General features: G+C 63.2%; 21 protein-coding genes and 1 tRNA gene. 11 read left to right on the top strand and 11 right to left on the bottom strand.

Annotated elements, in window-relative coordinates:
- Window positions 1–93: 93 nt before the first annotated feature.
- Together mscL and bshA are read right to left on the bottom strand one after the other, a co-directional pair.
- Window positions 94–459 (bottom strand): large conductance mechanosensitive channel protein MscL, encoded by a 366-nt coding sequence (mscL, locus tag NZN28_RS10195; protein WP_295397853.1) that lies wholly within the window; start codon window positions 457–459, stop codon window positions 94–96.
- A gap of 133 nt (window positions 460–592) precedes the next feature.
- Window positions 593–1,705, bottom strand: a complete 1,113-nt coding sequence (bshA, locus tag NZN28_RS10190) for an N-acetyl-alpha-D-glucosaminyl L-malate synthase BshA (RefSeq protein ID WP_295397851.1) — start codon at window positions 1,703–1,705, stop codon at window positions 593–595.
- A gap of 484 nt (window positions 1,706–2,189) precedes the next feature.
- Between bshA and NZN28_RS10185 the strand changes: the two genes are divergently transcribed.
- Genes NZN28_RS10185 through hisH form a run of 3 tightly spaced genes read left to right on the top strand, consistent with a single transcriptional unit; the run spans window position 2,190 to window position 4,455 of the window.
- Window positions 2,190–3,248: a histidinol-phosphate transaminase gene (locus NZN28_RS10185; RefSeq protein WP_295397849.1), complete on the top strand. Its 1,059-nt coding sequence runs from the start codon at window positions 2,190–2,192 to the stop codon at window positions 3,246–3,248.
- Window positions 3,241–3,825: an imidazoleglycerol-phosphate dehydratase HisB gene (gene hisB / locus NZN28_RS10180; protein WP_295397847.1), complete on the top strand. Its 585-nt coding sequence runs from the start codon at window positions 3,241–3,243 to the stop codon at window positions 3,823–3,825. The genes NZN28_RS10185 and hisB overlap by 8 nt, the downstream gene beginning before the upstream one ends.
- Before the next feature lie 30 nt (window positions 3,826–3,855).
- The gene (hisH, locus tag NZN28_RS10175) at window positions 3,856–4,455 is read left to right on the top strand and encodes an imidazole glycerol phosphate synthase subunit HisH (protein WP_295397845.1); all 600 of its coding nucleotides are present in this window, start codon (window positions 3,856–3,858) and stop codon (window positions 4,453–4,455) included.
- A gap of 1 nt (window position 4,456) precedes the next feature.
- On the opposite strand, the gene NZN28_RS10170 is transcribed toward hisH, so the two are convergent.
- The 4 genes from NZN28_RS10170 to NZN28_RS10155 all read right to left on the bottom strand — a co-directional run bounded on the left by NZN28_RS10170 (window position 4,457) and on the right by NZN28_RS10155 (window position 7,758).
- A complete protein-coding gene (locus tag NZN28_RS10170; protein ID WP_295397843.1) occupies window positions 4,457–5,374 on the bottom strand; it encodes a carbohydrate kinase family protein in 918 nt (305 codons plus the stop codon).
- A gap of 117 nt (window positions 5,375–5,491) precedes the next feature.
- Window positions 5,492–6,298 (bottom strand): 16S rRNA (adenine(1518)-N(6)/adenine(1519)-N(6))-dimethyltransferase RsmA, encoded by an 807-nt coding sequence (gene rsmA / locus NZN28_RS10165; protein ID WP_295397841.1) that lies wholly within the window; start codon window positions 6,296–6,298, stop codon window positions 5,492–5,494.
- A gap of 33 nt (window positions 6,299–6,331) precedes the next feature.
- A complete protein-coding gene (locus tag NZN28_RS10160; RefSeq protein WP_295397855.1) occupies window positions 6,332–7,090 on the bottom strand; it encodes a metallophosphoesterase in 759 nt (252 codons plus the stop codon).
- A 17-nt stretch (window positions 7,091–7,107) separates the two neighbouring features.
- Entirely contained in the window at window positions 7,108–7,758 is a 651-nt protein-coding gene (locus NZN28_RS10155) for a Rad52/Rad22 family DNA repair protein (protein WP_295397839.1), read from the bottom strand.
- A 107-nt stretch (window positions 7,759–7,865) separates the two neighbouring features.
- On the opposite strand from NZN28_RS10155, the gene NZN28_RS10150 reads away from it, so the two are divergent.
- The 5 genes from NZN28_RS10150 (at window position 7,866) to NZN28_RS10130 (ending at window position 12,071) form a co-directional block, all read left to right on the top strand.
- A complete protein-coding gene (locus NZN28_RS10150; RefSeq protein WP_295397838.1) occupies window positions 7,866–8,225 on the top strand; it encodes a hypothetical protein in 360 nt (119 codons plus the stop codon).
- A gap of 37 nt (window positions 8,226–8,262) precedes the next feature.
- Window positions 8,263–8,338: transfer RNA gene (locus NZN28_RS10145), tRNA-Ala, on the top strand.
- Between the two features lie 232 nt (window positions 8,339–8,570).
- Window positions 8,571–10,142 carry an ABC transporter substrate-binding protein gene (locus NZN28_RS10140; protein ID WP_295397836.1) on the top strand — a complete coding sequence of 524 codons (1,572 nt, stop codon included), beginning with the start codon at window positions 8,571–8,573 and terminating at the stop codon, window positions 10,140–10,142.
- A gap of 57 nt (window positions 10,143–10,199) precedes the next feature.
- Window positions 10,200–11,207, top strand: coding sequence for an ABC transporter permease (locus NZN28_RS10135; RefSeq protein WP_295397834.1), 1,008 nt, complete (start codon window positions 10,200–10,202; stop codon window positions 11,205–11,207).
- 9 nt (window positions 11,208–11,216) lie between these two features.
- Window positions 11,217–12,071, top strand: a complete 855-nt coding sequence (locus tag NZN28_RS10130; RefSeq protein ID WP_295397833.1) for an ABC transporter permease — start codon at window positions 11,217–11,219, stop codon at window positions 12,069–12,071.
- A 173-nt stretch (window positions 12,072–12,244) separates the two neighbouring features.
- Here NZN28_RS10130 and NZN28_RS10125 read toward each other — a convergent pair whose 3' ends face one another.
- From NZN28_RS10125 to NZN28_RS10115, 3 genes are all read right to left on the bottom strand, one after another.
- Window positions 12,245–12,625 carry a hypothetical protein gene (locus NZN28_RS10125; protein ID WP_295397831.1) on the bottom strand — a complete coding sequence of 127 codons (381 nt, stop codon included), beginning with the start codon at window positions 12,623–12,625 and terminating at the stop codon, window positions 12,245–12,247.
- Between the two features lie 216 nt (window positions 12,626–12,841).
- The gene (locus tag NZN28_RS10120; protein ID WP_295397829.1) at window positions 12,842–14,398 is read right to left on the bottom strand and encodes a methylmalonyl-CoA mutase; all 1,557 of its coding nucleotides are present in this window, start codon (window positions 14,396–14,398) and stop codon (window positions 12,842–12,844) included.
- A gap of 88 nt (window positions 14,399–14,486) precedes the next feature.
- The gene (locus tag NZN28_RS10115; RefSeq protein WP_295397828.1) at window positions 14,487–14,651 is read right to left on the bottom strand and encodes a hypothetical protein; all 165 of its coding nucleotides are present in this window, start codon (window positions 14,649–14,651) and stop codon (window positions 14,487–14,489) included.
- 251 nt (window positions 14,652–14,902) lie between these two features.
- Here NZN28_RS10115 and minD point away from each other — a divergent pair, with 251 nt between their 5' ends.
- Both minD and minE read left to right on the top strand, forming a co-directional pair.
- Entirely contained in the window at window positions 14,903–15,706 is an 804-nt protein-coding gene (gene minD / locus NZN28_RS10110; protein ID WP_295397826.1) for a septum site-determining protein MinD, read from the top strand.
- Window positions 15,703–15,939, top strand: coding sequence for a cell division topological specificity factor MinE (gene minE, locus NZN28_RS10105; RefSeq protein WP_295397824.1), 237 nt, complete (start codon window positions 15,703–15,705; stop codon window positions 15,937–15,939). The genes minD and minE overlap by 4 nt, the downstream gene beginning before the upstream one ends.
- A gap of 162 nt (window positions 15,940–16,101) precedes the next feature.
- On the opposite strand, the gene NZN28_RS10100 is transcribed toward minE, so the two are convergent.
- On the bottom strand, window positions 16,102–16,776 hold the full coding sequence (locus NZN28_RS10100) for a chromosome segregation protein ScpA (protein ID WP_295397823.1): 675 nt from the start codon (window positions 16,774–16,776) through the stop codon (window positions 16,102–16,104).
- Between the two features lie 16 nt (window positions 16,777–16,792).
- A complete protein-coding gene (trpS, locus tag NZN28_RS10095; RefSeq protein ID WP_295397821.1) occupies window positions 16,793–17,833 on the bottom strand; it encodes a tryptophan--tRNA ligase in 1,041 nt (346 codons plus the stop codon).
- A gap of 75 nt (window positions 17,834–17,908) precedes the next feature.
- On the opposite strand from trpS, the gene NZN28_RS10090 reads away from it, so the two are divergent.
- Window positions 17,909–18,386 (top strand): sigma-70 family RNA polymerase sigma factor (locus tag NZN28_RS10090; protein ID WP_295397820.1); only part of this gene is annotated, 478 nt, incomplete at its 3' end.

Here is an 18,386-nt window from a genome sequence, read left to right as displayed (position 1 = left end):
CAGACGCAACGCAGAAACTTGTCCCTTCTCGTTTTCGTGGGCGGCCACGTCTGTGAAGAGCGCTCAACTGCCGTTGAGGACTTCCTGGTTCCACTACTTCCTCAGCGCATCACGGATTTCCCGCAACAGGACAATGTCCTCCGGCGGGGCAGCCGGGGTTTCGGGCGCGTTTTTCTTGGATAGCTCTTGTAGCTTGTTGACGGGGGTAATGACAAAGAAATAGAGGGCCAGGGCAATCATCAAAAAGCTGACCACCGCATTGAGGAACTTTCCCACATTCAGGGCTCCCAGCTTGATGGCCGAGAAGTCGGGTGCGCCAAAAATCATGCCGATCAGGGGGGTGATGATGTCTGCAACCAGCGAGTTCACGATGGCCCCAAAGGCCCCTCCAATAATCACGCCTACTGCCAGGTCGAGTACGTTTCCACGCAGGATGAAGTTCTTAAATCCTTCCAGCATACATACCTCCGGGTTGCTCTGGACGCAGGCCGTCCTTTTTTCCAGCGCTGTTGCATGAGCATGGGTTTACTTTTACGCGACGGCCTCGAGTCAATCTACGGCCCAGGCGATTTTGGCGTCAAGGTATCCCTGCTCAGAGGCTTGTGCCTTTGGGCGCTCTCGCCGCCAGGGCCGAGCGGTACACCCTTTCATACTGGTCGGTGATGGTTTCGGGGTTGAAATGGGCCTGGGCATACCGGCGGGCTGCCTCCCGCATCTGCAGCAGGTCGGGGGAGGTGAGCAGCTCCACCACCGTCTCTGCGAAGGCTTCAAGGTCGCCAAACTCCACCAGTCGCCCCACCTCTGGGGTCAGCCATTCGGGAATACCCCCGACTTTGGTCGCCACCACCGGAACCCCACAAGCCAGGGCCTCGAGGCCCGACTGACCAAAGCCCTCATACTCCGAGGCCAGCAGGAACACGTCCGCTGCCCCAATCACCTCTTCGGGGTTTTTGGCTGTGGCCAGCGAGGTCACGCTGTCGTCCACGCCCAGGCTATGGGCGATGGAAAGCGCCTCGGCCCGCTCGGGGCCGCTGCCCACCAGAACCAGTCGGGCCCTCAGCTTCTGGCGAATTTTGGCGAACACATGAATGATGTCGCCCACCCGCTTGACGGCCCGAAAATTGGAGGCATGAACCAGCAGAAACTCGTCCTGGGCGGCATAAAAGCGCTTGGCTTCGGGGTTGGGTCGAAAGCGCTCGGTGTCTACGGCGTTGTAGATTACCTGCGGGCGCACCCCGAAGGTGCGCTGGGCCTGCTGGGCCAGGTTTTGCGAGACTGCGGTCACAGCCGCCGCCTTTTGCAGGGCCTTGCTGGTCAGGGTCTGGTAGGCCGGGTCAATCCCCAGCAAGGTGACGTCGGTGCCGTGCAGCGTGTGCACCAGGGGAATGCGGCCCTCGGCGGCCAGCTCGGCGGCCACGGCGTGGGGGATGGCGTAGTGGGTGTGCAAAAGCTCCAGGTGCTCCTCGCGGATGGCCCGCTCGAGGGCCCCCGCCAGGGCCAGGGTGTAGAGGGGCGCCGGAAAAACGGGATAATGGGGCACCTCCACCGGAATGAACTGCACCGGGCTGCCCTCCGGCAGGCGCATGGGCAGCTCGGTGGCAAATAAAAACACCTGGTGCCCCCTTCGGGCCAGCCGGTCGGCCAGCTCCGAGGCCACGATGCCGCTCCCGCCCAAGCCTGGATAACAAACCATTCCAATTCGCATGAAGCCAGACTACGCAATCGCGCCTGGGCATAATGGCGCAGGGTTCACGGTTGATGGGACAGGTCGGTCGCTGCACCCTTCGTTCGGACGTAGCTTCCCATGCCCTCGGCGAGCAGGCCCAAAGGGTTTAGTGCACAAAAAATACCCATACACGCCCACTGTTTCCAAAGACTGATTGCCTTCAGGCCCATCCCTACCACGTAGGGAGGGTTGGGGAGGGTATCGGACAAGACCCCCAATCTGCTGGTTGCGTGAAGCGCCCCTACCTGGCCCCCCAAGAGGTAGGGGAGGAACAGAGCGAGTCCAGGCTAGAATTGGCTTTATTCGCTCACCGTGCGGGTGTGGTTGTACGGGCATACATGCGACGCAGTATTTAGCCAGCGTAGGCCCTTATCTTCAAAACACCAGGTCAGAGAAGCATCGGCGATTTGTGCGTTGCCCCCAGCCCTTGACGCTAGACCCCAGACTCCACCACAATCGGGGGGTGAAGGCGTTCAAACCCCATTTGCAAGGGCTGCCCAGCTACCCCTACCAAAAGGTCGAAGCGGCCATCAAGCTCGACCAGAACGAAAGCCCCTACGACCTGCCCCCCGAACTCAAACAAACCATTCTGGAGCGTTTAGAGCACCTGGAACTAAACCGCTACCCCACCCTTCACGCCGAGGATGTGCGCGAAAAGCTCTCGGCCCATCTGGACTGGCCGGTGGAGGGCCTGGTGGTCTCGCCGGGTTCCAACCTGCTGATTCAGGCCCTGGTCCAGGCGGCGGGGCGGGTGCTGGACACAGCGCCGTCTTTTCCGCACTACGCTTTCTCGGCCAGAATTTCGGCCACCCCCTACCAGGCCATCAGGCTGGGCGAGGGCTTTGAACTGCCGATGGAGGCGCTGCTCGAGGCCCTCCAGGCGAACCCCGCAGTGCTCTTTCTGCCCAACCCCCACGCCCCCACCGCCCGGCTTTTCGCCGTGGGCGAGATTCGCCGGCTGGCCGACCAGGCCGCGCAAACCGGCGGATTGCTCGTCATTGACGAGGCCTACCACCAGTTTTCGGGCACCGACTTTGCCAGTTTGGCCCGGGCCAACCCGCATGTGGCCCTTCTGCGTACCTTCTCCAAAGCCTGGGGGCTGGGGGGCATTCGGGCGGGCTACCTGATGGCCTCACCGGAGGTCTGCAACGTGATTCAGAACTTTGTGCCTCCCTTTGGTCTGCCCGCTCACACCGCCCAGATTCTCCTCGCGGTTCTGGAGTCCCCCGGCTACGTGCAGGGGATTGTGCAGGCGTTGAGGGCGGAGCGGGAGAGGCTATACCAGGCCCTGCAAAAACACCCTACCTGGACGGTGTACCAGAGCCAGACCAACTTTTTCCTGATCCGCACCCCCGATGCCGCTGCGGCGTACCGAGCGCTTTTGCAGAAGGGTATTTTGGTGCGGCGGCAGGATCACTACCCAGGGCTGGAAGGGTGCATCCGGGTCTCGGTCGGCACACCGCAGGAAAACCAGCGCTTTCTGGAAGCGGCGTTTTCCCTGGCCGAGGTGTCCCATGCGTAACGCGACTGTCGAACGCAACACCGCCGAAACCCAGGTCAAGCTGAGCCTGAACCTTGATGGAGCCCCCCAGGGCCGCATCTCCACCGGCCTGGGTTTTCTGGATCACATGCTGCAGGCCCTGGAGCGGCATGGGCGTTTTGGGCTTATGGTGGAAGCCAGCGGCGACCTGGCCGTGGACGTGCACCACCTGGTAGAGGATGTGGGCATCGTGCTGGGAATGGCCCTCAAGCAGGCGGTGGGCGATGCCAGGGGCCTCGAGCGCTACGGCGAGGCCAGCGTGCCCATGGACGAGACCCTGGTGCAGGTGGTGCTGGATTTGTCGGGCCGCAGCCACCTGGCCTTTGTGCCCGAGGAACTTGGTATCGAAGGCAGCGCAGGGGGCCTGAACGCCTACCACCTGCGCGAGTTCTTGCGGGGGCTGTGCAACCATGCCGGCCTTACCCTGCACGTGCGGGTGCTGGCGGGCCGGGAAGCCCACCATGTGCTCGAGGCCACCTTCAAGGCGCTGGCCCGGGCCCTGCACCAGGCCACCCGTCTCACCCGCCCCGACCTGCCCAGCACCAAAGAGGTGTTGTAAGGGCTCGAGCGAAACCACTCTGACCGTATCATGAAAACCCTCCTGATTGACTACGGCTCCGGCAACCTGCACAGCGCGGCCAAAGCCCTGCAAGCCACCGGCTACCAGGTCACGGTCTCGGCTGAGCCCAAGCAGGTCAACCGATACGATCTGCTGGTGCTGCCCGGACAGGGCCATTTTGGGCAGGTGATGCGCTCGTTTGAGGCCTCGGGTTTTGAGGAAGGGGTGCGGCAGCATATTGCGGCGGGAAAGCCCTTCCTGGGAATATGCGTGGGCATGCAAATCCTCTTCGAAGGTTCCGAAGAAGCACCGGGAACACCCGGACTGGGGCTGGTGCCGGGACGGCTGGCCCGCTTCAAAGCCCCCAGGGTGCCGCAAATGGGGTGGAACACGGTGGAATACCAGGCCCCGTTTGAGCCACTCTCGGGCCGCTTCTTCTACTTTGTGCACTCGTACTTTGCCCCGCTGGTGGAAGGGAGTGTGGGTATCGCCGACTACAGCGGAACCCGCTTTACCGCCCTGTATGCCCGGGATAACGTGGTCGCGCCGCAGTTCCACCCGGAAAAAAGCGGGTCGGTGGGCCTGGCGCTGCTGGAGGCCATACGGCGCTACCTGGCCCGGGCAGGCTAGGCTACCGGGCCTGCAGAAGGTCTGCCTCGGTAATCAGACGGCCCTGTCCCCCGACCGCGGTCGCCGCCAGCGAACCCGCCAGGTTGCCAAGGCGGGCGGCCATAAAGGGGTCTTTGCCCTGCAGGATGGCATGGGCGAAGGTGGCCGTAAAGGCATCCCCCGAGCCGGTGGTGTCCACCACTTCCTCGAGGGGGTACGGCTCCACCAGCTCCTGCCGGGTGGGGGTGATCACGATGGAGCCCATCGCGCCGACCTTGACAATGACCGTCTCGAGGCCCCAGCTTTTGAGTTCGTTGACCCCATCGCTAATCGAGGTGGTATCGGTCAGGGCCAGCAGCTCTACCTGGTTCATGAGCAGATACGGAACGCCCCGCAGGATGCTCAGGAGTTCCTTGCCGGCGGCCCGCACTGCGCCGGTGCCGAGGTCGGCAAAAATGGGCAGCTCCCGTTTGCGGGCCGCATCCAGGGCGTTGATGGCGTACTGCCGCTGGGGGCCGCCCACGAAGGCATAGGCCGAAAAGACCACGGCATCCACCTGGTCCAGCATTTTGGCCTTGAACTCGGCCACGTCGAGATAGCGGCTTGCGCCGCCGGCCGAAATCATGGAGCGTTCGCCCCCTGGAACGAGCAAGATCAGGATCGAAGAGGTGGTATGTTCGGGGTCAACCTGCAAATATTTGAGATCCACCCCGGTTTTCTCGAGTTGCGAAAGCGCCACGCTGCGGAAGGGGTCGTCCCCTACACGGCTGGCCAGGTAGACCTTGTTGCCCAGGCTGGCCAGATGGGCGGCCAGGGTGCCCCCGGCGCCCCCCGGCTTCATCAGCGCACGCTGAGCCGGAACCTCCTCCCCTGGCTCTGGGATTCGCTCAAGAAAATAGATTAGGTCAACCGATACGTCCCCTACGACAAAAAACCGCATCCCGGCCTCCCAGCCTTTGTTTCCCGCTTGAAGGGTTTCCTATAGTTTAGCGGCGCACCCAGCCGATGGATAGTAGCCTACCGCAGGCATATGAGAAATCGCTATCAAAGTCATACCCTAACTGATTCTATCGAGCAACTGCTCAAACTGCTGCAAGCTCAACACTTCGCCTCGAGCCTGCGGCGAAAGATTGAGCGCCAGCAGGGCCTCGGTCACCCGGTCGGGCTGGTATCCTGCGGCTTTGAGGGCGTTGACCAGGGTTTTGCGCCGCTGGGCAAAGGCCGCCTCGATCAAGCGAAACAGCGCGGGGTGGTCGGCCCTGGTATTGGGACTCAAGCAGACCACCGAGCTCATGACCTTGGGCGGAGGAAAAAAAGCGCCGGGCGGCAAATCCACAATACGCCGGGCCTGGGCATGGTACTGCACCCTTAAGGAGAGCAGGCCGTATTCGGGTGTGCCCGGCTGAGCGGTCATGCGGAGCGCGACCTCTTTTTGCACCAGAACCACCATGCGGCGGAATCGGCCAGAGCGCAGCAACAGGGTGATCAGGGGGGTGGCGATGTTGTAGGGCAGGTTCCCCGCAAACAGACTATGGGGGGGTATCCCGGCCCAGTCAAAGGCCAGTGCGTCGCCCCAGAGGATTTGCACCGGCAGTCCGGCCAGGGTTTCGGCGTACACGGCCTCGAGCCGGCGATCCATCTCGATAGAGACCACCCTGGCTCCGGCCTCGGCCAAAGCCCGGGTCAGGGTGCCCAGCCCCGGCCCCACCTCGTAGACCGTTTCCCCAGGTTGGAACCCGACGGCCTCCACGATTTTTGCCAGATAGCCTTTCTCAACCAGAAAATTCTGCCCAAAGCGCTTGTCGGCCCGCAGGCCATAGCGCTCCAGCAGTTCCCGAACGACTCTGGGTGAGGTGAGGTTCATGCCCCAAGCGTTGGCCGCTGCAATCGGACTTCTTCAAAAGGTTGCGCCCACCGGCGGGATTTCCACGATTTCCCAGTCGAGCTTGTCCTCGTCAAGGAACAGTTCGAGGTACTGGTCCTTGTCCAGGGCATCAATCAGGGCCAGCTTGTCCTTGATGAGGATGCCGTTTTTCATTACGGTGTGTCCGTATACGCCAAAGCGGTAGCCCATGCGCTCGACGTAGTCGGCGTTGTGGAGCCACCATTCCTTGGCCTCGCGTCCGTTGTAAAACATCTCATCGTAGGTTTGCAGCCAGGGCACCGGCCCCACATGGGCAAAGTTGACCCCATACAGGTTGAGCTGGGCCGGGAAGGTTTGGAACCAGTTTTTCAGCTCCTCCGGCAGCTCCACCCCCCCCAGCTCGGGGTGAAACTCCTTGTGCTCGAGCTGGGCATTCCCCAGCACCATATCCCCGGTGAGGGCGGCGTGGTCGTGGTTGCCCATCAGGATGGTGATGTGCGCGGGGGCCGCCTCCTGGAAGCGCTTAATCCGCATTAGCTCGCGGATTTGTGCCCGGGCCGCCATCCGCAGGTGGTCGGGGTGATTGGGGTCAAAGTCCTCGAGGCCGGTCAGGCGACGGTAGTCGGCCAGCAGTTTGGGGTGCACCAGGTCGCCCATCAGCACCACCCGGTAGGTGCCCCGGCGCAGGGGGTCGGAGGGCAGCCAGTCTTCGCCCACCGCATAGGAGTTTTTCAGTGCCCGCCACAGCTTGGGGAAGTCGGCGTGCAAGTCTCCGATGGCAATAACTTTAATCACCGTACATCCTTTGCTCACCCTTTCAGCAAAGCGCGCAGCTCGCCGTAGAGTTTACGGGTTTCGTCCAGGTGTTTGCCATACCCTCCGTACTTCATCACGATCTGGGCCGCCTGCTTGCCCAAACCGGCTTCCCTGAGGCGCTCTATCAGGCGGTCAATCAGTTCCTGGGGTTCGGGCTTGGCCTCGAGGGGGGTGGGGGGGGCTTCCGGACGGGTCGGGGCCTGTGGTGGAACTTTTTTGTGCGCCCTGCCCAGCTGTACCTGCGGCGGATGGGTGGGCCCGGTTTCGGGGTCGTGATCCACCCACTGCTCCTGGCCCAACAGATAGCGTCCCACGCCAAACTTAGCCGCCGCTCGCTGAAGCGCATCGGCAAAAGCGGCCTTCAGGCTTTCGCCCTCGCCCACGTCTTCCTTGGCAACGTCCATCACAGTCAGCCGACACTTCACGGCATAAAGGCCCCCCGCGTGGGCCGGGGTGTGGAGTACCTCGTAGGTGTCCTGCCAGCCGTGGGGGCCCGCCACCTCATCCAGCCGATCCAGCACGGCCTCAACATTGACCGAAGGCACCACCAGGGCCCGCTTTTTATCTTTGGAAAGCTCTTTCACACGCCACTGTAGTTCCTCGGGGGGGAAGGGCTCGCTCAACATATCCCAGACATCGTTCATTGGGCCTCATTTTAGCAGCCCGCTCAGCCGGGTTTGGGTTGAAGGTGAAAGGCTTATTAACCTCCCTCACATGCCGTGACCGGCATTTAGGGGCTATGGTAGGGCGCATGAAATGGTTGGTTGGAGCGATGTTGCTAAGTTCGGTGGCCCTGGCCCAGATTCGGGTTACGCCCGAGACGCCCGGCGCCCTGGTGATCGGGGCGGAGGTGCGGATTGCCCTGGTGCCGGGCCTTGTGGTGGTGGAGCGGGTTGCCGAACCTCGGGGGATTGTGGTGGTGTACCGGGGCCGGTTGGCCGAGGTGTACGCCCATCACCACCGTGATCTGGTGGCCCGGGGCTGGACCAGGGTCAAGCTTCAGGTTGGCGATGGTCGCTACCGGTCGGAGTACCGCCGGGGTCGGGCCAAGGCCAGGCTGGAAGTGCGGGAGCGCCGGGGTCAGGTTGAGGTGCGGGTGAAGGAAGGCTAGACACCAGGGGCGCTCCCGGCTACACTATCTAACGCTTGGGGCCGTGGCGCAGCTGGGAGCGCGCTTGAATCGCACTCAAGAGGTCGGGGGTTCGAATCCCCTCGGCTCCACCAGGCCAAGCGCAAAACTCGAGGGAGACGCCCCTCGGGTTTTTGTTTTTGCGGAGCGATGGGCTCCGACTCGAGTTTCAAACCCTGCCTGCTAGCGAGAATGTAGAGGTCTCCCATCACCCCGGCAGATCTTTACGCCAACGTCCGCTCGATAGCGACGCTTCTGCTTCGGTACTGTATCTTGACCGACCGTGTGTTTATCGGTATTGTTTGCGACGTATCGAAAGGAGGTTTCATGAGGCTCATAAAAGCAGTGGGACTTATTGCGGCCCTGAGCCTGGGCGTGGCCCTGGCCCAAGACCGCACCCAGACCCTTATTTACGGGGGGGACTGGTCCGACCTGATCACCCTGGACCCGCAGGTTTCCTACGAGTTCTCAGGGGGGCTCATCACCGACAACCTGTACGAGACCCTGGTCAAGTACGAAGGGGCCGACCTCTCGACCCTGAAGCCGGGTCTGGCCGAAAGCTGGAAGGTGGATCGGGGCCGGGATACCTGGGATATCACCTTCCGCCTGCGCCGGGGCAGCAAGTTTTCCAGCGGCAACGAGGTGACCGCCAAGGACGTGGTCTACACCTTCGAGCGGGCCCTGGCCCTCAAAGGGCCGGGTTCCTTCCTGTTTACCGATATCGCCAAGCTCAAGCCGGGCGCGGCCCGGGCCGTGGACAACTACACGGTGGTGGTGAGCATTCCCAAAACCGCCTCACCTGGTTCCTTCCTTTCGATTCTAACCTTTAACATCGGCGGTATCGTGGACTCCGAAACGGTGCAGAAAAACGCCAGGGGCAACGACTTTGGCAAGGAGTGGCTCACCAACAACTCCGCTGGCTCGGGGCCCTTCCGCCTGGTGCGCTGGGATCGGGGCTCGCAGGTGCTCCTGGAGGCCAACCCCAACGCCCGGCTCAAGCCCAAGCTGCAGCGGGTCATTTTGCGGGAAATCAAGGAACCCGCAGTGCTCCGGACTGCGCTGGAGTCGGGCGAAATTGACATTGCCGAAGGGCTGACCCCGGAGGCCCTGCGGGCGCTGGCCAACAACCCCCGCTTCAAGACCCTGAAGGCCGACAGCCTGCGGCTCAACTACCTGGCCATGAACGTCAAGGAGGGCAGCCCCTTCGCCAACCTCCTGGTGCGCGAGGCGGTGCGCTACAGCATCAACCAGGACGAGCTGGTGAGCGGGCTGGTGCAGGGCAACGGCACCAAGACCCAGACCCTGATTCCCAAGGGCCTGCTGGGCTACGACCCGCGCACCCCCTACACCTTTGACCCGGCCCGGGCCAGGCGCCTGCTGGCTCAGGCGGGCTACCCCAACGGCCTCGAGTTCGAGCTGCTGGTCAGCACCGGCATCTGCGGCGGGGGCATTCCCTGCGCCGACATCGCCGCTAAAATCCAGGCCGACCTGGCCAAGAGCGGTCTCAAGGCCAACGTCAAGGCCATTGCCAACGCCGAGGTGCTGCGCACCTACCGGGCCCAGAACCACCAGATGGTGCTGGTCGGCTGGAGCCCCGACTTCCCCGACCCCGACGGCAACGCCACCCCCTGGGCCGACTTCAACGCCCGCAGCCTGGCCTGGCGCAACGTCTGGAACGACCCCACCGCTTCCCGGATGGCCAACCAGGCGGCTTTGGAAACCGAGCCCGCCAAGCGGGTGGCGCTCTACCGGCTGCTGACCGACTACGTGCTGAAAAACGGCCCCTACGCGGTGCTGTACCAGCCGGCGGTGCCCATTGGCCTCTCGGCCAAGGTGGAGGGCTACGTGCGCAACGCCCAGGGCCAGGTGCGCTTCGAGAACATCAGCAAACAGCCTTGAGTTAACCAGGGGTTCAGGGTTCAGGTTGCGCTGGGCTCTGAACCCTGAGCTTTGATTATGTTTTCTTACCTTGTCCGCCGGTTGTTTTTCGTTATTTTTGTGGCCTGGGGGGTCACTTTTGCCACCTTTTTCATTGCCAACGTGGTGCCGATTGACCCGGCCATCGCGGCTTTGGGCGACAATGCCCGGGAAGAGCAAATCCAGGAGTTCCGGGAACGCTACGGTTTAGACAAACCCATCTGGCAGCAGTACCTCATTTACATGGGACGCTTGCTGGCCGGCGACCTTGGCCAATCGCTGCGCACCGGGCGGGCGGTGGTAGAAGATTTGAAGGAGTTTTTTCCGGCGACCCTCGAGCTTTCGGTGGCCGCCTTTCTGGTGACCCTGGTGCTGGGGGTGCCCGCCGGTATTCTGGCCGCCCTCCGGCAGAACCAGGCCGCCGATGTGACGGTGCGAATCCTGGCCCTGATTGGGGGTGCTACGCCGGTGTTTTTTCTGGCAGTGCTGCTTCAGTATGTGCTGGCTCGAGAGCTCGATTTGTTGCCGGTGCAGGGCCGGCTGGACGGTTTCACCTTTCCGCCGCCTCGGGTCACCGGGCTGGTGGGGATAGATGCTTTACTGGCAAGGGATGTGGCCGCCTTTCTGGACTCCCTTAGGCACATGGTGCTGCCCGCTTTTGTGCTGGGCCTGTTCTCGGCGGCCATTCTGGCCCGCATGACCCGCGCGACGATGCTCGAGGTGCTCTCGCAAGACTACATTCGCACGGCCCGGGCCAAGGGGGTTCCGGGTCGCGCGGTGGTCTTTCGCCATGCCCTCAAAAACGCCTCCCTGCCGATCCTAACCCTGCTGGGTGGGCTTCTGGGTGGCCTGCTTTCCGGCGCTGTCCTGACCGAGACCATCTTTAGCTGGCCGGGCATTGGGCGCTACGTGACCCAGTCGGCGACCAGCCTGGATTTCCCGGCCGTCATGGGGGTCACGCTGCTGGTCGGGCTGGTGTATGCCCTCATCAACCTGGGGGTGGATCTGCTCTATGCCTTCCTCGACCCGAGAATTCGCTATGCCTGAGGAGCCTTCATGTCTGTGGTAGCCGCTGCCAACCGCCCGGCACGCCCCCTCCGACGCTTCTTGCGCAACCCGGGCGGCCTGATTGGGCTTTTTTTGCTGGTGCTGCTGGTTTCGATCGCCCTGCTGGCCCCCCTGATTGCCCCCGACCCCATCGGCCAGAACATCGCCCAGCGCCTTCAGCCCCCCTCGGCAGCCCACTGGCTGGGAACCGACCAGCTGGGCCGCGATGTGTGGGCTCGGGTGGCACACGGGGCCGGAATTTCCCTACGGGTGGGGTTTGGCGTGGTGATTCTGGCGGTTTTGCTGGGGGTGTTGGTCGGTTTGCTGGCCGGCACCCTGGGGGGCGCCTGGGACAACCTCCTCATGCGCCTGACCGACATCTTTTTTGCCTTTCCCTCGCTGATTCTGGCCATGGCGATTGCCGCCGCGCTGGGGCCCAACCTCAACAACACCATTCTTGCGGTCGCGCTGGTCAGCTGGCCCATCTATGCCCGGCTGGTACGGGCCAATGTGCTGGCTTTGCGGGAGCGTGAGTTTGTGGAGGCGGCCCGTGCCCTGGGGGTTTCCTGGCCTCGCCTGATGCTGCGCCACCTGCTGCCCAACACCCTCACGCCGGTTTTTGTGCAGGCCAGCTTCGATGTGGGCGGGGCCATCCTGACCGCCGCCGGGCTTTCGTTCATTGGCTTTGGGGCCCAGCCGCCCACCCCAGAGTGGGGGGCTATGGTTTCCGAGACCCGCAGCTACATCGCCGAGGCCATCTGGGCACCCACAGCGCCTGCGGTGGGCATCCTGCTGACCGTGCTGGCCTTCAACCTGCTGGGAGATGCCCTCAGGGATGTGCTCGACCCCCGGGGAAGGGATTGAGCCAAGGCCGAGCGGTTTACCGGGTTTGAAGCGCTAGGTCGAACGGTGACGAACCAAGCCGACCGAAGGAAGCGCCTTGGGATTCAAAAAGACGGCCTCCAGGGCTTATCGGTCAACGTTCGTTTTCGGCAAGATGCCAACTTTGCGTAAACCCTTGTTGAAGCTGTGACCCGCTACAAACCCCCACAGCCCAGCGGGGCCGAGGGGTTTTTGGTCATGCGCCAATCGCCGGAGGGCATTTGTCCGGCTTCGTAGTAGATGTGACGCGGGCTTTTGAGGTCGTCGGGGTTGCCAAGCGAGGCCAGGGCTACCTCCAAAGCCATGCACTGCTCGGAGTTTGCGCGCAGGGCATAGACTTGGCCCCTTTGGGGGATTTCCGCCAGGGCGAAGCCATCGCTCAGGCTCACCCACTGGTGCAACCTGACCTGCACCGTACAGCCCCTGGCCCCCAGTGCGGCCACGTTGACCACCTGCCCGGTCGCAGTGTAGGTGCGGTAGGGGCTTTGGTTATTGGCGCCGCTGACCAGGGGTCTTTCATGTTTTGGCGGCCACAAGACAGCAGTTGTTGCCAGTACTGCCAGGGCGGCAGCGACCCCTGCGATTTCCCACGGCCTCAGCCGAACCATTTCCAGACCATTAGGCCCCATCGGGTAGGGCTGGTTGTGAGGGTTGGCTAAAGGTGGGCTTTAGGTAACGTGGTTGCCCGGAAACGCCAAGCAAAGGGGACTCGAGCCCAACACCAAAGCGTCCGCTGGCTTCGGCCTCCTGGCTCAGTATGAGGGCTGGTACTCCCCCCACTCCTCGCGCAGAACCCCACAAATCTCGCCCAGGGTGGCGTGGCGACGGAAGGCGTCCAGGATGTAGGGCATCAGGTTCTCCTGGCCCCTGGCCGCCTGACGAAGGGCTTCCAGGGCGTTGGCTGCCGACTGGCCATCGCGCCGGGCGCGGAAGGCTTGAATCTGGGCTTTGCGGCGGTTGCCAAGTTCATCGCTGATTTTTTGCACCGGGGTGGGCTCGTTGAGGGGTGAGGCGGGGTTGTTGAACTGATTGACACCTACAATCACCCGCCTGCCGCTTTCAACCTGGCGCTGAAATTCCCAGGCCGACTCCTCGATTTCTTGCTGGAAAAAGCCCGCCTCCACCGCCGCGACGGCGCCCCCTAGCTTGGCGATTTGGTCCAGGTATGCCTGGGCCTCGGCCTCGAGCCGGTCGGTCAGGTGCTCCACGTAGAAACTGCCGCCCAGCGGGTCTACAGCCTGGGTCACGCCCGCCTCGTAGGCCAGAATCTGCTGGGTGCGCAGGGCCAGCAAGGCGCTTTTCTCGGTGGGCAGCCCCAGGGCTTCGTCGTAGGCGTTGGTGTGCAGGCTCTGGGTGCCACCCAGCACCGCGGCCAGGGCCTGGTAGGCCGTGCGCACCACGTTGTTGAGGGGTTCCTGGGCGGTGAGGGTGGAGCCCCCAGTCTGGGTGTGAAAGCGCAGCATCCAGCTCTTGGGGTCTTTGGCGTTGAACTCGTGGCGCATGATGCGGGCCCACATGCGCCGGGCGGCCCGGAACTTGGCGGCTTCCTCGAGGATGTCGTTGTGCGAGGCAAAGAAAAACGAGAGCCGGGGCGCAAAGGCATCCACATCCAGACCGGCCTCGATGGCGGCCCGCACGTAGGCCATGCCGTTGGCCAGGGTGAAGGCGATTTCCTGGGCGGCGGTGGAGCCCGCCTCGCGGATGTGGTAGCCCGAGATGCTGATGGTGTTCCAGCGCGGTACTTTTTCGCCGCAGAAGGCAAAAACATCGGTAATCAGCCGCATGGAGGGGCCAGGTGGGTAGATGTAGGTGCCCCGCGCAATGTACTCCTTCAGGATGTCGTTCTGGATGGTGCCGCCGACCTTGTCCCAGGTTACCCCCTGTTCCTCGGCCACCAGCAGGTACAGCGCCAGCAGCATGTTGGCCGGGGCGTTGATGGTCATGCTGGTGGTCACCCTGTCCAGGGGGATGCCCTCCAGCAGGGTTCGCATGTCCTCGATGCAGGCAATCGAAACCCCCACCTTGCCCACCTCGCCCACGCTCAGGGGATGGTCGGGGTCCATCCCGAGCTGGGTGGGGAGGTCGAACGCCACCGAGAGGCCGGTCTGGCCCTGCGAGAGCAGGTAGCGGTAGCGGGCGTTGGACTCTTCGGCGCTGCTAAAGCCCGCGTACTGGCGCATGGTCCAGGGGCGCTCGGTGTACATCTTGGGGTAAACGCCCCGCGTGAAGGGGTACTGCCCCGGGCGGCCCAGGCGCTCCTGATATCCCTCGGGCAGCGATTCAAACAGGTATTCAGCTGTGGCTTGCATAGGCTCTCCTCGTTTCAGCGGTGTACCTCGAGGCCCAACTCCGTCCGAGCGGCGTAGCGTCCCAGGGCAAACCCTGAACCCAGCCGAATCAGAAGACCACGAACAGCACCACCAGCACCAGCACCGCAGCCCCGATAATCATGAGCAAAGGGGGGAGCAGAATGGAGTAGGCTGCAATCACCAGTGCGATGAAGTCTTTCCAGTCTGGTTTGAGGTCGCCCTGACCCGTTTCCCGGTTTTGGGGGTCGTACATATCCTGATTGTAACGCTTGGGCTGGCCTCATCTAGCCCCTACTATTCAATCTAGCTAAAAAGGTGCGTAGAGAGTTTTGTACTAAAGTGCATAGGGGTTGTGGTTTTTCGGACGAAAGGGATGGGTTTGGCCCCCAATCCGCCTTAATCAAGTTCTGACCTCGGCCTGACACCCGAACCCCCTTGCCCGTATACTAATCCCAGCTTTAATGTGGACAGGCCAGCCTGGCTTGAAACCCTGGAGGATTGAGCGTGAATGCCCGTGCGATTGTGGTGACTTCGGGAAAAGGTGGCGTTGGCAAGACCACCACCACCGCCAATGTGGGTGCTGCACTGGCCAGGTTGGGTGAGAAAGTGGCCGTGGTGGACGTGGATGTGGGGCTGCGCAACCTGGATGTGGTGATGGGCCTGGAAGGCCGGGTGGTCTACGACCTGATTGACGTAATCGAGGGGCGCTGCAAGCTGCGGCAGGCCCTCATCCGCGACAAGCGCATCGAGGGGCTGGCCCTGCTGGCGGCCTCGCAGACCCGGGACAAGGAGGCCCTCGACCCGGAGAAGTTCCGCCAGATTGTGCGGGCCCTGCTGGAGGAAGAGGGCTTTGACCGGGTGCTGATTGACTCGCCGGCGGGCATCGAGAAGGGCTTCCAGACCGCCGCCACCCCGGCTGAGGGGGCTTTGGTGGTGGTGAACCCGGAGGTCTCGAGCGTGCGCGACGCCGACCGCATCATCGGGATGCTCGAGGCCCGCGAGATCCGCGAGAACTACCTGGTGGTCAACCGCCTGCGCCCCAAGATGGTGCAGCGCGGCGACATGCTCTCGGTGGAGGATGTGGTGGAGATCCTGGGCATCAAGCCCATCGGGATTGTGCCGGAGGACGAGGGCGTGCTGGTCTCGTCCAACCAGGGCGAGCCGCTGGTGCTCAAGAATGGCTCGCCGGCGGGCAAGGCCTTTGTGGAGATTGCCCAGCGGGTGCGGGGCGAGGATGTGCCTTTTGCGCCGCTGAGTGACTCACCGGGCTTCCTGGGAACGCTGCGCCGCCTGTTTGGGGGTAGATGATGGGCTGGTGGCCTTTTGGTGCAAAAAGCAGCAAGGATACCCTGAAAGACCGCCTCAAGGTGGTGCTGGCCTATGACCGGGCCCACCTGAGCCCTGGTATGGTGGAGCAGCTCAAGCAAGACCTGCTGGCGGTGCTGAAGCGCTACTTCCCCGAGGAAGAGAACCTGTCCATTTACGTGGAAACCCTGGACGACAAGATGAAACTCCAGGCCGACGTGCCGATTCCAAAGTAGCCGATGGTCAGGGGCCTGTGGTCGAGAGGCGATAGCCAGACTTGTCGTACCTGACCCTGGATTCTTGACATCCGTTTTGGCAAGAGACCCCGACAAATGTGGTTCTGGTAGCCTCCGACCCGGTGCAGCTCTTCACGGCGGCCCGGCAAGTGCCAGAGGGATTCAAGAACTACTTTTGAGTTCAACCTCGAGCGCCCCGAAGTTTTGGGCCTGCAATAGCTCCACCTCACCCTGCTTTTTGGCCTCCAGCAGGGCGGCAAAAGCGACGGTCTGCTCGGCCCAGGTGCGAAAGGGGAGGCGACCAAACAAAGCCCGACGAACCCCCCACAAGTAGCCCTTGATGCGCTCCCAGGCTTCGCGCAGGCCAAAGGTTTCAGGCTCCAACAGCAGTTCGGCCCGCCGGGCGAAGGGTTCCACGGCCCGCACCAGCAGTTGCAGCGGCATGGGACGCAGGCGGCGGTCTTTGGGCAGGGGCGAGGGGGGCACCGGCAGCACGCGGGCGCGCTCCCGCGAGCGCTGCTCGAGGAAAGCAATGGCCTCCTCCAGCGCGACCAGGGTCTCGAGGAAGGCTGGAGCGTTCTCCGATTCTTCGGGGTCGTCTTCGGCCAGCACGACCTGGGGCCGCTTGGCAAAAGCCCGCAGCTTATAGAGCACCAGCTCGGCCAGGAGGGGCAGCAGCTCACTCCGCTCGGAAAGCCCCAGGGCCTCCACCTGGGCCAGCGCCTGCTCGGTCAGGGCCAGCACGGGCAGGTCTTTGGCGGCAATTTTGCCTTTGCGTACCTGCTCGTAAAGCGCTCTGGGCGTTCCGCTGAACTGCTCGAAGGTGAGCGTAATCATGGCCGTTTGAAAGGGCCTATTTGGAGGCGACCTTCACCTGTTCCCTGAGCCCTGAGCCTCGGCCCCCGGCCCTCAGCAAGCCAAACTTTTCCCGCACCTCTTCCATGGTGGCCTGGGCAATCCGACGGGCCTTAGCAGCGCCGTCCTCGAGGGCATCCAGCACCCGCTCAGGGTGCGCCCGCAGCTCGGCGGCCCGTTCGCGGATGGGCCGCAGGGTCTTCATCATCTCCTGCATCAAGAGCTGCTTGACCACCAGGGTGCCGATGCCTCGGCGGCGGTACTCCTCCTTGAGCACTTGCACCAGCTCGGGTGGGGCAAAATACTCCAGGAACTTGAACACCACGCTGCGCTCGGGGTCGCCGGGGTCGGAGAGGCGGATGCGGGCGGGGTCGTCGGGCATGGTGCGAATCTTGGCCCAGATGCTCTCCTCGTCCTCGAGAATCCCGATGGTGTTGCCCACGCTTTTGGACATCTTGGCCTTGCCATCTATGCCGGGGACGCGGGGGGCGTGGGGGTTCAGGTAGATTTGCGGCTCGGGGAAGGTTTCGCCGTACTCCAGGTTCCAGCGGCGGGCAATCTCGCGGGTGAGCTCGAGGTGCTGGGTCTGGTCGTCGCCGACGGGCACGGTGTCGGCCTTGTAGATAAGAATGTCGGCGGCCATCAGCACCGGATACATCAGCAGCCCTGCCGGCACCGACTCGAGCCGGGCGGCTTTGTCCTTGAACTGGGTCATGCGGGTCAGGTCGCCGTAGGGGGTTTGGGTGGTGAAAATCCAGGCCAGCTCGGTGTGTTCGGGCACGTGTGACTGCACGAAGAGAATCACCTTGTTGGGGTCGAGGCCCGCCGCCATGTTCACCAGCGCTGCGTCAAAGGTGCGCTGGGCCAGCAGCTCTTTGTCGTAGGCCGCCGGGTTGGTGGGGGCGTGGTAGTCCACAATGCAGTAGATGGCGTCCTGCCCCAGCTTTTCGCCCAGGGCGATGTAGTTCACCATCGCGCCCAGGTAGTTGCCGATGTGCAGGTCGCCGGTGGGCTGAAAGCCGGAGAAAACTCGCCTCACGGGGAGTAGTCTAGCAGGTTGGGGGGTCTAAAAACCAAAGTGCTGAATTTTTGCGTATGCTAGCATAGGCCGAGCATGAGCCTCGAGGCCTTCTCCGACGAAGCCCTGCTGGCCCTGGTGGCGCGGGGCGAGGAGGCCGCCTTACAACAGCTCTTTCGCCGTTACGCCGGGGCTTTTCTGGGGCTGGCCCGGCGGATGGGCCTGGACTCGGCCAGCGGGGAGGACGTGGTGCAGGAAGCCTTCAGCAAGGTCTGGCAAAACGCGAACGCCTTTGACCCCCGGCGGGCCTCGGCCCGGGCCTGGCTCCTGGCCATCGCCCACCACACCGCGGTAGACCACATCCGCCGCTTGGAGGCCCGCCCCAAGCCCCTCGAGGACGAGGAGGCCGAGGCCTTTGACCTTCCGGGTGCTGGCCTGGACGAGGAGGGCCAGCTGAACCGCATCCGGCTCAAGCAAGCCCTGGCCCAGCTCTCCGAGGAAGAGCGGGAGGTCATTGAGGTGCTTTTTTACCAGGGCTACGCCCATCAGGAGGCCGCGCTGAAGCTGGGGTTAC

Origin of the sequence: Meiothermus sp. (assembly GCF_025056915.1) — a bacterium.
Classification (GTDB): domain Bacteria; phylum Deinococcota; class Deinococci; order Deinococcales; family Thermaceae; genus Meiothermus.
This window is presented reverse-complemented; position numbering and strand designations above follow the sequence as displayed.

What these genes read in the sequence shown, in the direction of transcription:
- NZN28_RS10135 (WP_295397834.1), top strand. Translation starts at nt 10,200, where the DNA reads ATGTTTTCTTACCTTGTCCGCCGGTTGTTTTTCGTTATTTTTGTGGCC.
- NZN28_RS10155 (WP_295397839.1), bottom strand. Translation starts at nt 7,758, where the DNA reads ATGAACGATGTCTGGGATATGTTGAGCGAGCCCTTCCCCCCCGAGGAA.
- NZN28_RS10170 (WP_295397843.1), bottom strand. Translation starts at nt 5,374, where the DNA reads ATGCGGTTTTTTGTCGTAGGGGACGTATCGGTTGACCTAATCTATTTT.
- NZN28_RS10150 (WP_295397838.1), top strand. Translation starts at nt 7,866, where the DNA reads ATGAAATGGTTGGTTGGAGCGATGTTGCTAAGTTCGGTGGCCCTGGCC.
- mscL (WP_295397853.1), bottom strand. Translation starts at nt 459, where the DNA reads ATGCTGGAAGGATTTAAGAACTTCATCCTGCGTGGAAACGTACTCGAC.
- NZN28_RS10100 (WP_295397823.1), bottom strand. Translation starts at nt 16,776, where the DNA reads ATGATTACGCTCACCTTCGAGCAGTTCAGCGGAACGCCCAGAGCGCTT.
- NZN28_RS10140 (WP_295397836.1), top strand. Translation starts at nt 8,571, where the DNA reads ATGAGGCTCATAAAAGCAGTGGGACTTATTGCGGCCCTGAGCCTGGGC.
- NZN28_RS10120 (WP_295397829.1), bottom strand. Translation starts at nt 14,398, where the DNA reads ATGCAAGCCACAGCTGAATACCTGTTTGAATCGCTGCCCGAGGGATAT.
- NZN28_RS10130 (WP_295397833.1), top strand. Translation starts at nt 11,217, where the DNA reads ATGTCTGTGGTAGCCGCTGCCAACCGCCCGGCACGCCCCCTCCGACGC.
- hisH (WP_295397845.1), top strand. Translation starts at nt 3,856, where the DNA reads ATGAAAACCCTCCTGATTGACTACGGCTCCGGCAACCTGCACAGCGCG.
- rsmA (WP_295397841.1), bottom strand. Translation starts at nt 6,298, where the DNA reads ATGAACCTCACCTCACCCAGAGTCGTTCGGGAACTGCTGGAGCGCTAT.
- minE (WP_295397824.1), top strand. Translation starts at nt 15,703, where the DNA reads ATGATGGGCTGGTGGCCTTTTGGTGCAAAAAGCAGCAAGGATACCCTG.
- NZN28_RS10115 (WP_295397828.1), bottom strand. Translation starts at nt 14,651, where the DNA reads ATGTACGACCCCCAAAACCGGGAAACGGGTCAGGGCGACCTCAAACCA.
- bshA (WP_295397851.1), bottom strand. Translation starts at nt 1,705, where the DNA reads ATGCGAATTGGAATGGTTTGTTATCCAGGCTTGGGCGGGAGCGGCATC.
- hisB (WP_295397847.1), top strand. Translation starts at nt 3,241, where the DNA reads ATGCGTAACGCGACTGTCGAACGCAACACCGCCGAAACCCAGGTCAAG.